At 64.0% G+C, this 11,768-nt stretch carries 9 protein-coding genes; 5 read left to right on the forward strand and 4 right to left on the reverse strand.

All coding sequences use genetic code 11. The annotated features are described in order from the left end of the window. The first annotated feature begins 70 nt into the window (after positions 1–70). Positions 71–1,900, forward strand: a complete 1,830-nt coding sequence (dnaG, locus tag DL240_RS06715; RefSeq protein WP_111729097.1) for a DNA primase — start codon at positions 71–73, stop codon at positions 1,898–1,900. A 211-nt stretch (positions 1,901–2,111) separates the two neighbouring features. Next, a complete protein-coding gene (gene rpoD / locus DL240_RS06720) occupies positions 2,112–3,914 on the forward strand; it encodes an RNA polymerase sigma factor RpoD (protein WP_111729098.1) in 1,803 nt (600 codons plus the stop codon). A gap of 158 nt (positions 3,915–4,072) precedes the next feature. Here the strand turns inward: rpoD and DL240_RS06725 are convergent, their stop codons facing one another. Then, positions 4,073–4,603, reverse strand: a complete 531-nt coding sequence (locus DL240_RS06725; protein WP_111729099.1) for a YceI family protein — start codon at positions 4,601–4,603, stop codon at positions 4,073–4,075. A 158-nt stretch (positions 4,604–4,761) separates the two neighbouring features. Here DL240_RS06725 and DL240_RS06730 point away from each other — a divergent pair, with 158 nt between their 5' ends. Continuing rightward, on the forward strand, positions 4,762–5,664 hold the full coding sequence (locus tag DL240_RS06730) for a LysR family transcriptional regulator (RefSeq protein WP_158542405.1): 903 nt from the start codon (positions 4,762–4,764) through the stop codon (positions 5,662–5,664). Here DL240_RS06730 and DL240_RS06735 read toward each other — a convergent pair. The 3 genes from DL240_RS06735 to DL240_RS06745 are packed head-to-tail and all read right to left on the reverse strand — an operon-like array spanning position 5,654 to position 9,543. Next, the gene (locus tag DL240_RS06735) at positions 5,654–6,304 is read right to left on the reverse strand and encodes a pyroglutamyl-peptidase I (protein WP_158542406.1); all 651 of its coding nucleotides are present in this window, start codon (positions 6,302–6,304) and stop codon (positions 5,654–5,656) included. The genes DL240_RS06730 and DL240_RS06735 overlap by 11 nt on opposite strands. A gap of 49 nt (positions 6,305–6,353) precedes the next feature. Next, positions 6,354–8,021, reverse strand: coding sequence for an ABC transporter substrate-binding protein (locus tag DL240_RS06740; protein ID WP_111729102.1), 1,668 nt, complete (start codon positions 8,019–8,021; stop codon positions 6,354–6,356). Positions 8,022–8,064: 43 nt separating this feature from the next. Beyond that, positions 8,065–9,543 carry an ABC transporter substrate-binding protein gene (locus DL240_RS06745; RefSeq protein WP_111729103.1) on the reverse strand — a complete coding sequence of 493 codons (1,479 nt, stop codon included), beginning with the start codon at positions 9,541–9,543 and terminating at the stop codon, positions 8,065–8,067. A gap of 252 nt (positions 9,544–9,795) precedes the next feature. On the opposite strand from DL240_RS06745, the gene DL240_RS06750 reads away from it, so the two are divergent. Both DL240_RS06750 and DL240_RS06755 read left to right on the forward strand, forming a co-directional pair. After that, a complete protein-coding gene (locus DL240_RS06750) occupies positions 9,796–10,167 on the forward strand; it encodes a hypothetical protein (protein WP_111729104.1) in 372 nt (123 codons plus the stop codon). Positions 10,168–10,262: 95 nt separating this feature from the next. After that, complete coding sequence (locus tag DL240_RS06755; RefSeq protein WP_146618151.1) at positions 10,263–11,738, forward strand: DsbA family protein; 1,476 nt, start codon at positions 10,263–10,265, stop codon at positions 11,736–11,738. The last annotated feature ends 30 nt before the right edge of the window (positions 11,739–11,768 follow it).

Raw genomic sequence — 11,768 nt, forward strand, 5'->3', positions numbered from 1 at the left:
GCGATATGTCGGCGGCCTTCTCTTCTAGTCCGGGCTTCCGGCGACTCCCTCCCCCGTACGATGAGACTTCATGGGATTGATACCGCAGTCCGTGATTGAAGACGTGCTCGCTCGCACGGATATTTTGCAGACGATCCAGCAGTACGTCTCGCTCAAGCGCGCCGGTCATAACTACAAGGGGCTGTGTCCTTTTCATGAGGAAAACACCCCCAGTTTCAACGTGCATCCGGGCATGGGCATCTACAAATGCTTCGGCTGCAGCGAGGGTGGCAACGTCATCCAGTTTCTGATGTCGATCGAGGGGTGGAGCTTTCCGGAGACCGTACGCACGCTTGCTGAGCGCGCCGGTGTGGAGATCCCGGAGGAGAGCCCTCAGGAGGCTGAGCGCGCCCGCAAGCGTCGGGAAGGCAAAAAGGCCTATCTGGCGATCATGGGCGCGGCGCGTGAGTTTTATGAGGCTCAGCTCTGGGGCGCGCGCGGTGAAGTGGCCCGTCGCTACCTGGCGGAGCGCGGCATTGATGAAGCCACCGCGCGTCGCTTCGGTCTGGGGTACGCGCCGGAGGGATGGGATCACACGATCAACGCGCTGGGAAAGCAGGGGTATAAGCCCAGCTGGCTCGAGCGGGCCGGGCTGGTCATCCCCAACAACAAGGGCGGTTTTTACGATCGCTTCCGTCACCGGGTGGTCTTCCCGGTGGTCGACGTCTGGGGGAACACTCTGGCCTTTGGCGGCCGCGCCCTGGCCAGCGATGGGGGCGGAGCAAAATACATCAACTCCCCGGAGACCTCGTTCTACACCAAAGGGGAGCAGCTCTACGGGCTGGAGGTCGCCAAGTCGGCCATTGGTAAAGAAGAGCTCGCGCTGGTGGTGGAGGGGAACTTCGATGTGATCGCACTCCACGGGGCCGGCGTGGAGATGACCGTGGCGCCCATGGGCACCGCCCTGACCGAGGTTCAGGCTCGCCTGCTCAAGCGCTATGCGCGCCGGGTGGTCATCGCGTTTGATGGCGACTCCGCCGGAGAGGAGGCCACGTTGCGCTGTCTGGGCGCGTTGGAGAGCGCCGGGCTGGAGGCCCTGGTAGTTCGCTTTGATGAGGCCGACGATCCCGATACCTTCGTGCGCCGCGAGGGCGCCCAGGCGCTGCGCGCGCGCATTGAAGGAGCGCAACCCCTGGCGGGCTGGGCGATCGAGCGGGTGATCAAGCCGGTGGAAGGCGCCACGATCGAGGCGCGCATCGGGGCCCTCGAAGAGGTCAGCGCGGTGCTTAACCTGATCAGCGAGCCGGCGGCCTGGGAACATTATGCCCGGGAGATCGCGCGTCGACTGAGCATTGATCCGGCGCTTTTAAAAGACTATCTCAAGCGCCCCGCGGAGCGTCGCGATCAGGCTAAAGCGGCGGTGCTCAAGGCCAGTCAGGGCACCCGACTTCTGAGCGCAGAGTATGGTGTGCTGGCCGTCCTGCTTGATCAACCCGTGTGGTTGGCCGACTTTTTCCGCGAAGAGCTTGACAAACTGCTGTTCAGTCAAGAACTTGCCGACTTCTTGCACGTGGTCCAAAACCACTATCAACACCATCAAGGTATCAATCGGCCGCTACTCCTGGAGGCCACCCCGCCCGGCGGGATGCGTCAGACGGTGATCGAGGCGCTCGCCGAGGTTGAGAGTCAACGTCTGTATGCACCGGATGAGGCGTTGCGCTGGTATCGCGATTGCGTGCGAACCCTTAAAAAGGCCTGGGCGGTGCGTATGGATGAGCACCTGCAGCGCGAGCTCGAAGGGATCGACTTTCGTAGCGAGCGCGAGCGTTTTGCGCAGATCAGTGAACAACTTGAGCAGGTTCGGCAGTTTCGCAAAGCCCTCGACCTCGATGCGAATGCGGCGAAGTCGACGGCCGGCTGAGAGCACCCCATTCCACAACCCCTTTAGCCAGGATAAGGCGTTGATAATTTAGCGAAATCCTTTGAGTTCGCCCGGAATAATCATCTCGGAGCGCAGTTTCTTGCCCCGGCCTCCTCGACCATCTATCTAGACGGGGGTGGGGGAGTAAACGCGACGACAGCGCCGACCGCGAACGCGTCGGTCGAAGTGGCACGTACCAAGGAGAAGTTTGATGTTCACAGCCCAATCGAACCCTCGAGCGACCAGTCTGGAAGTTCGAAAGCTCATCGACATGGGGAAGGAAAAGGGGTTTTTGACCTATGACGAGGTCAACAACTCGCTACCTGCGGGGACGCTCTCCAGTGAGCAGCTCGATGATATGATGATGCTCTTCGAGGAGCTGGGGATTCAGATGGTCGACAAGCCGGCGCAGTACAAGCCGCCGGTCGAGCCCGATGAGGATGTGCCGCATACCAAGGCGCAAAAAGCCAAGGTGACCAAGGGCAGCGACGACTTTGTGAAGGGAACCGATCCGGTGCGCATGTACCTGCGCAAGATGGGTCAGGTTCCTCTTCTGACGCGCGAGGGCGAGGTTGAGATCGCCAAGCGTATTGAAGAGGGCGAGAAGACGATCCTCACCGTGGTGCTCAGCACGGCGGTGGGGGTGCGCGAGATGATTTTGCTCGGCAACCGCGTGCAGGCTCAGAAGGTTAAGCTGACCAGCGTGCTTCAGGCGCCCAACCCCGAAGATCTGCCGCGGGATGAAGAGGGCAACGTCATCGAGATGAGCCTCGATGAGCGCATGCGTTGGTTCCTCAATCAGATCGATCGGGTGCGCCAGCTGCACCGGCGCAATCGCTCGCTGGGCGAGGAGTTGATCACCCGTCGGGGGATCTCGCTGGTCGATCGCAAAAAGCTGCGCGAAGAGATCAAGGCCAACCGTCGCGAGATGTTTGCGCTGATGAAGAACGTGCGTCTGACCAAGAAGCACACCGACAAGATCGTGGCCAAGTTCAAGGGCATGATCCTGCGCATCGACAAGGCCGAGAGCGAGTTGGCCCGGGCTCAGCGTTTGACGCGTCTGAACTTTGTCGAGGCCACCGAGATCGCCAAAGGCATTCGCGCCGGGGATGAAGCTGCGCTGGCGCACCTGGAGCGCCGCCGGATGACCGCGGGTCGCTTCAACGAGATCTATCAGGAGATGCGCAGCCTGCGTCGCCGGGTGCGTGCGGTGGAGATCGAAGCCGGCCAGTCGGTGAACTCCCTGCGCATCACCTACCAGGCGGTGCTCGCCGGGGAGAAGATCGCCGAGCGCGCCAAAGCCGAGTTGGTGGAGGCGAACCTGCGTCTGGTGGTCTCGATCGCCAAAAAGTACACCAACCGCGGGCTGCAGTTCCTGGACCTGATTCAGGAGGGCAATATTGGCCTGATGAAGGCGGTCGATAAGTTCGAGTACCAGCGTGGCTATAAGTTCTCGACCTATGCGACCTGGTGGATTCGCCAGGCGATCACCCGCGCGATCGCCGACCAGGCCCGTACCATCCGTATCCCGGTGCACATGATCGAGACGATCAACAAGCTCGCCCGCACCGAGCGCTACCTGGTTCAGGACCTGGGACGTCCGCCTACGCCCGATGAGATCGCCGATAAGATGGATATGCCGGTCGAGAAGGTGCGCAAGGTGCTCAAGATCGCCAAGGAGCCGATCAGCCTGGAGACGCCCATCGGCGAAGAGCAGGACAGCTCGCTGGGCGATTTCATCGCGGACGACGAAGCGGTCAACCCGTCGGAGGCGGTGGTCAACTCCAACCTCTCCGATCAGACCCGCAAGGTGCTCTCCACGCTTACCCCGCGTGAGGAGAAGGTGCTGCGCATGCGCTTTGGTATCGGCGGCAAGTCCGACCATACCCTGGAAGAGGTCGGTCAGGACTTTAACGTCACCCGCGAGCGTATCCGTCAGATCGAGGCCAAGGCGCTTAAGAAGCTGCGTCATCCCAGCCGCGCCAAGCAGCTGGAGAGCTTCGTGGACTTCTAAGCAAGGTCCATCACGCGCAGAAGGTTGAGCGCGAGATTAAAAAAAAGGCCGCCGGGATCGCCCGGCGGCCTTTTTAGTGCTCAACACAGATCACGCGCGACTCGCAGGGTGTAGGTAGGATCGCGATGTCGGCGCGCGTGATCTGGCGAGCGCCTGTCTCAGCCGGCTTTGACGGCCTGAACGTTGATTTCGATCTCGATCTTCTCGCCGACCAACACGCCACCGGCCTCCATGGCCTGGTTCCAGGTCAGGCCAAACTCTTTGCGGTTGATGATGGTGGTGGCGCTAAACCCGACGCGATCGTTGCCCCAGGGGTCGACGACCTTGCCCAGGAACTCGGCGTCGAGGGTGACCGGGTGAGTCTGATCGCGGATGGTGAGGTTGCCTTCCACGAGGAGTTTTTTGCCCTCGGTCTTAAAGCCGGTGCTCTTAAATTCCAGGGTTGGGAAGGTCTCCGCGTCGAAGAAGTCGCCCGAGCGCAGGTGATTGTCGCGATCGTTGTTGGCGGTGTCGATGCTGGCGGTCTCAATGCTCACGGAGGTGGTGGCGTCGCCCGGGTTTTCCGGATCGAACTCCAGCGTGCCGGTCCAGTTGGTGAAGCGACCGGAGACTTTGGCAAACATCATGTGGCGAACTTTGAAGGCGATGTCAGAGTGGGAGAGATCGAAGTTCCAGGTGGCGTTGGCCATGATGTGACTCCTGTGAGGAACGCAGTGCGTAGGTAGGCGGCAGTTCGTGATGCGGCAGGTGTTCGCCGCGACACCCATAGTTTGCGCACGGCTTTCTATCTTCCAAATGCATATGGTATATTTAGACTATGAAGCACATCGATTTAAAGACCGTTGATATGAACCTTCTCGTCGCGCTCGACGTGCTGCTGACCCTGAGAAGCGTCAGCGAGGCGGCCCGGCAGGTGGGGTTGAGCCAGTCGGCGATGAGCCACACGCTGGGGCGATTGCGAGAGGTTTTTGGTGACGAGCTGCTGGTGCGAGCCGGGCGTCACATGGTGCCTACCGAGCGGGCCCGCGAGTTGGCCGTGCCGCTTAAAGAGGCGCTGGGAGCGTTGCAGGCGGCGATTTCGGCGCCGGAGGTCTTTGAGCCAGCCCGCAGTCGGCGTCGCTTTGCCCTGGCCACCAATGACTATGCGCAGTTTGTGCTGCTGCCTCCGCTGATCGAGCTGCTCGAAACGCAGGCGCCGGCGGTGGACTTAAGGGTGCGGGAGCTCGGCGCGGCTTCACCGGTCGAACGTCTGGCCAGCGGCGAGCTCGATCTGGTGCTCACCCTGGGACTTCCCGAACATGTGCCGGAGACGCTTTACCGTCGAGATCTCTTTCAGCTGGATCTGGTGTCGGTGGTGCGCGCCGATCATCCCGGCGTCGGTGAGACGCTTGATCTGGATACGTTCTGCGAGCTCTCTCATATCCTGGTTTCGCCCCGGGGAGATGACGAGGGGGTGGTGGATATGACGCTGGCCAAGATCGGGCGTCAACGTCGGGTGGCGGTGGTGGTGCCGCACTTTATGGTCGCGCCGCATCTGGTCGCGACCACGGATTACGTGCTCACCACCTCACGTTGTGTCGCGGAGAGCTTTGCGCAGTTTTTACCGATTCGGCTGTTGGATCCACCGCTGAGCCTGGAACGGGGGACGGTGTCGATGGCCTGGCACCCGCGCACCCATCGGAGCGCGGCGCATAAGTGGTTGCGCCGAATGCTCGAAGAGGTGGCCGAAGATCAGGGGCTTAAGCGTTGAGCTCATCTCCACCGGCCCGGCGAAAGACGGTGGCCAGCGTGTGCCCCAGCTGGTGAGCCTGCTCGGGGGAGAGCGGGGGGAGGTGAAGAAAGATGGCGTCGGCGATCTGGCCGCGCTGGCGCGCGAGCTCCGCGGCGCGCAGGGAGTGGTAGAGCAAGGCGTTGCAGACGTAGGCGCCGCAGTCCTGGCTGAGCTGACCCGGGGGAAGATCTGGCGCGCGAAGTTCCTGGTAGAGGGTGCAGAGGCGAGCCAGATCGAGATGAGGGTGGCGCTGCTCCAGATCATCAGCGCGCAGGGGCTGCTCGTCGGGTAGCCGGGGGTTGAGCGGGCGCTCGACGTTGTCCGGGGTGTTGTTACGGCGATTGAGCGCGCGCGTTTCAAACGAGAGGCGGGTGCGCCGTGCGGCCAGCCCCAGATGGACGAAGAGGGTGGGGCTTAAGCGCTGCTCCGCCGGGCGGGCCTCCAGATGGGCGCGGGCAAACTGAGCGGCGCTGGAGTAGGTCACCGAGAGGAGGTGGGCCTGAAGACCGAGGCCTTCGGCCAGAGCCTGGGCGGTGTCCCAGGATGGGTTGTAGGCGTTGTCGCCAAAGGGTTCAAAGCCCGTGATCACGAAGTGCGTCGAAGGATCGAGGAGAGGCATCACGGGCTCCGGTCTGGTCGGTGGCGAGCGCGGCGACGTTGGGTTCGGCTCAGGGGCCGGCGTCGGATCGGGCGCTGTCGTTGAGTCCGGTGTCTTCCGAATCGGCGTCGGGGCCCACGTCCGCGCCCACATCGGCATCGGGATCGCCCTGGTCGCCGGGCTCTTCGGTGCCTTCGCCGCAGCGCCGGGGGAGGAACGCGAGCTTGTCGTCGAGGATCACGCCGAGCTCGGGGAGACCTTCGGAATCTAAGCACCAGAGCGCGATGGGGCTGGCCTGGGGGTCTCCCTGTTCATCGAAGTTCAGCGGGCCGCTGGCGCCGCGGAAGTTCACGCTGCCTTCGCCGCTGAGGATATTGACGGCGTTTTGCGCGCCGCTCTGGCCCGGTTCAATGAGGGTGCCCTCGCTGAGGCGTTTCATGCCGCGGGCGATCTCGGGGCCGGTGAAACCACCGCCGGCCGCGCCCAGCGCCACCACGTAGAGGGCGTCGAAGGCGTTGGCTACAAACTGGTAGTCATCCGGATCCTGGCCGGGATACTCGGCGCGAAATTTCAGTCGAAAGCTGATGTAGGGGGCATAGCCCGACTCTCCGATGTTTTGGGGGGCGGTGCCCCAGACGCGGCCCCTTAAGGTCTCGGGGGCCTGGGCGGCCAGGTCGGTGTTTCGGGCGGCGTCCACAAAGACGTAGAAGGGCTCGCCGCTCAAGCCGTCTTCCAGGGCGGAGGCGATGTCCCAGGCCTCGCCAGAACCCAGGATGACGACCAGATCGGGTTCTCCGCTCACGCTGGCGTCGGCGATGATGTCGCTGACGGTGTCGAAGTAATCGTCGCCGGTCTGTCCGGCGCTGGCGTTGGCGTAATTGTAGGGAGCAAAGCGGGTGGCATCGCCGCCGGTGACCTCCGCCGGGAGCTGCTCGAGGAGCGCGTGGCGCAGGCCCTCGGCGTAGGTGTCGTCTCGCCGGGCCAGGAGGGCGAGTTTGGGGGCCTCATCGTCGACGACGTCGCGGAGCATGAAGGCGATCAGTTCGCCCAGGCCGATGCCCTGGATGACATCGCTGGCCGAGGTGCGCCAGACCAGGTCGTTGTCGGGGAGCCCGCTGATGGTCGCGGCGGTCGCCGAGGGGCTGATCAGCAGGACTTCGTTGTCGATGGTCAGGCTGGTGGCGATGTCGATCGTCTGGCTGGAGTAGTCCGGGCCGATGATGGCTTCCACGCCGGCGTTTTCGACCAGCTGGGAGGCCCCGGCCAGGGCTTGATCGTCGAGGCCCTGCGTATCGCAGACGATCAGGCCGAGGGGGCGGTTGAGGACGCCGCCGATGTTGTTGAAGTCGCTCTGTGCCAGGCGAATGGCATCGAGGAGGGGGCGGCCAAAGCCAGCCTCGGGGCCTGAGAGGGGCAGGAGCACGCCGATGTTAAAAGCGTTGTCCGCGGAGATGTTGCCAAAGCTCAGCTCGCAGGGCGCGGCGAGCAGGTTGCCGCCGGCGACGCACTGGCCGCTCTCGGAGCAGAGCTGGCCGCCGGGGCAGGGCAGCGCCTCGGAGCATCTGGCAGAAGTGCAGAGGTTGTCTTCGGTGCAGGTGCCGCCGCCGGGGCAGTCTGCGTCGGACTGGCAGGTCTGAGTCTCCAGGACGAGGCTGCAGCCGCTCCAGGGCAGGGTGGCTGAGGCCAGCAGGAGTACAAGGAGCGCAGTGGAACCAGTAAGGCGGCGAAGCAGCGTCATGGCGGAGCCTCAACAGGCAGGGGCCGGCCGAGGTCGGCAGGCCTCAAGAGTCGGAGCAGGTCAGCGGCGTGAATTCTCGGGATTCCGAAAGAATCTCGCCCTCTTCGGGGACTGATGCGTCTTGGAAACACCATAGCGAGATTGGCGTGGGTTGTGGATCGCCATTTTCATCGAAGTTCAGCGGACCGCTGGCGCCCAGGTAGGTGATGGTGTCCCCGGCGAGCAATGAGTTGATCGCTTGCTGGGCCTCGACGGCGCGCGGGGTGATCTCGGGGCCCTGATTGAGGCGGCGCAGGCCACGGGCGAGCTCGGGGCCGGTGAAGCCCTCGGCGGCGGCAGCAAAGGCCAGGGCGTAGACCGCATCAAAAGCGTTGGCCACAAATTGATATTTGTCGGGGTCGTCTTCGATCTTGGATTGAAATTGGGTGCGGAAGGTCAGGTAGGGCAGGTAGCCGGCGTCGCCGATGTTGCGCGGACCGGTACCCCAGATGCGTCCTTCCAACTCGGGATCGGCCTGCCCGGCGAGCTGGGCGTTTTTCATGGCGTCGACGCCGACGTAGAGGGGCTGGTTGGTGAGGGCGAGCTCGAAGTAGTCGATCAACTCCCAGGCCTCAGCGCTTCCCAGGATGGCGATGACGTCGGGCGGGGAGCTCTGGCTGGCGACGACAGCGACGTCTCCGGTGTAGTCGACGGGCTCGCCGACGCCGGAGTTTGTGTAGTTGTTGACCGTGAAGCGATCCTCGCCGCCGGAGGTGATTTCGGTCGGGAGCAGGGGGATGATGGTTTCGCTTAAGCCGTTGGCGTAGCTGTCGTTGCGCCGGGTCATGATGGCGAGCTTGGGCGCGGTGATCTCGGCTTCCGGCAGCGTGGTTTCCAGGGTGTGGGAGAGGAGCCGGGCAAAGGCCTCGGCCTGGATTTCATCGCTGGGGGCAGTGCGGAAGACCAGATCGTTGTCGGCGAGCCCACTGATGGTCTGGGCGGTGGCCGAGGGGCTCATCAGCAGCACGTCGTTGGGGACGGTGATGTCCTGGCTGATGCTGATGGTCTGGCTGGAGTTAAACCCGATGATGGTGCTGACGCCGACGTTGTTGACCAGGTGTTCGGCGGCCTGGCGCGCGGTGGCGTTATTGCCCTGCGTGTCGCAGACGACCAGACCGAGGCGACGTCCGGCGATGCCGCCAAAGCCGTTGATGTTATCGGTGGCCAGCAGGATCGATTCGAGCATCGGCGTGCCAAAGCCGGCGCCGGAGCCCGAAAGTTCCAGGACGACGCCCATCACGAAGGCGTTCTCACTGTCGGTGTCGCCCTCCAGGCGCTGGCAGGGCCCCCCGGTGAGTTGATTGTTCGGGGCGGTGCCGGGGTCGGCGCAGAGGCCCTCGGAGGTGCAGATCTGATTGGCTCCGCATTCGCTGGCGTCGCTGCACTGGTCGAGGTCCAGGGTGAGGCTGCAGCCGGTGGTGAAGAAGAGCCCTCCGAAGAGCGCCAGCGGGAGGAGTTTGGACAGGGAGTGAGACGCACCCATGATCGACCTCAAGAGAGCAAATAAAGAACCAGTTAGCGAAGTGGTTTTTACCGTATCAGAGGGCCCGGGCCAAGACCTCAGGTGCGGCGGAAGGGAGAAGAGCGTTGTGGCGCCGAAAGGGCGCAAAACCTGCGCGTTGTGGGGGCCAAACTGGCAGGAGAAGGCCGGGGGGAGCCGTGGGGGTAGGACGCGAATCCGGAGGATATGTTATAGAGCCGCCATGGATCCGCAGAGAGGGTCGAGGAGCCGGCAATGGTTGGAGATGTGATGCGGGAGTTGGAGCGCTTTGATCGGGTGTTGCGCTGGCGGGTGCGCGTGAGTGCGGTGTGCTACGCGCTCTTTGTGGCGGTGGGGCTGGCGGCCAACTGGCAGGGATGGCTGGATCGGGAGCCCACACCGGTGGTGGCGCTCTTGCTGGTGGCGTTTTTTGTGTGGCCTCAGCGTGCGCTGCCGCGGGGCTTCAAACTCGAGGAGGTGTCGCACGGTGGCGAGGCGCTGGAGGCGTCGCGGGCACGACTCGATCGGCGATTGCGGGCGGTGCGGGGGCTCTACTTTCTGGGGGCGGTGGTGATTCTGGTGATCGCACCCTGGGTGATGGGCAAGCCGGTGTGGGCGGGGATTTGAAGGTGGGGTTTGGTTTGTAAGGGTATGGTTTTGTTGGGGTTATGGGCTTTCTGGTATGAGGGGCCGTTTCGGTGGCCCAAGCGAGCGAACATAAGATGATGAAGCGTGCGTATGTGGGTGTGCTTTCGGCGGTGGTCGTCCTGACAAGTGCCTGTGCGACGAGTGGTGGCTCGGTGGAAGAGTTGAGCTCGGCGCAGTGTGTCAGCGCGCAGGGGCAGCGTTTTCTGACGTACTGCGCGTCGCCTCAGGCCGCCGAGCAGGCCCGGCGCAATCAGGTGCTGGAGCGGGCCCGGCTCGCCGGGGAGTCGATCGATGCGCTGATTCCACTGCCGACCGACGGGGCGCCGGTGTGGGGTGTGGCGAGCGCGCCGGTGACGGTGCAGGTGTTTGCCGACTTGCGTTGTGCGTCGTGTGCGCGCGGGCACGAGATGCTCAAGCAGATGATGGCCGAGCGCCAGGGAGTGCGGGTGCTCTACCGGCACTGGCCGCCGGGGGAGGACCGGGAGCTGCGGGGGGCGCAGGCCGGGTTGCTGGCGGCGGAGTCCCAGGGGAAGTTCTGGGAGTTTCTGGGGGAGGTGTATGCCGCTCCGCAGGACCTGAGTGCGCGGCGTCTGGAGGCGATCGCGCTGAGGCTGGGGCTGGATGTGGAGCGCTGGCGAGAGGATCGCGACGGGGAGTATCGCGCGCAGGTGATCGCGCGCGACCGGGCGATTGGCGAGCGCGTGGGGGTCGAGGGTACGCCGACGTACTTTGTGAATGGTCGGCGTGTGGTGGGGTTGGTCAGCGCCGAGGAGTGGATGGCCGTGGTCGATCAGGAGAGCGCAGCGTCGGAGGCGTTGCTTAAGGCCGGAGTGGCGGCCGAGTCGGTGAGCTGGCGACGTACGCTGGAGAATTATCAGCCGGTGGACTGGGAGGCGGTGGCCGAGGTGGAGCAGGAGGCCGCCGAGGATGAGTTTGAGGTGGCCTGGATTCCGGTTGGCGAGTCACCGGTGGCCGGAGCCGCCGCCGAGGATGCGCGGGTAACGGTGGTGGTGTTTTCTGATTTTCAGTGCGGGTTCTGCAACCAGGCGCGGGGTACCTGGGATGCGCTGGTGGAACACTATGGTGAGCGGGGATTGAGGCTGGTGTACAAGCATTATCCCCTGCCGATGCATCCGCGCGCGGCACACGCGGCGGCGGCTTCGGTGGTGGTGGAAGACGGGGGGGATTTCTGGGCGATGCACGATTTGCTCTTTGAGTCGCGGGAGGACTTAAGCGATGAGCGCCTGGAGGCGATGGCGCGCCAGGCCGGATATCGAGGTGAGGATCTCTACGCGCGGATGCGCAGCGACGAGGTGACCGCGCGCATTCAGGCCGACGTGAACGCGGGTTATGCGGCCGGGGTGCGGGGCACGCCGACCTTCTTTATCAACGGCATCAAGCTGGTCGGAGCCTGGTCGCTCGAAGAACTCGCTCCGCTGATCGAGGATCAGCTGGAGCTGGCCGGGGTGCTCAGCGAGCTGGCCGAGGCCCGGGGCGAAGAGCTCTATCGGGCGTTGGTGGAGGTGAACCAGGAGCCGGCCGAGCGCTGAGGAGTGCCGGGGATGCCTGCGCTGGCCGCC

This window comes from Lujinxingia litoralis (genome assembly GCF_003260125.1).
GTDB classification, from domain to species: Bacteria; Myxococcota_A; Bradymonadia; order Bradymonadales; family Bradymonadaceae; genus Lujinxingia; species Lujinxingia litoralis.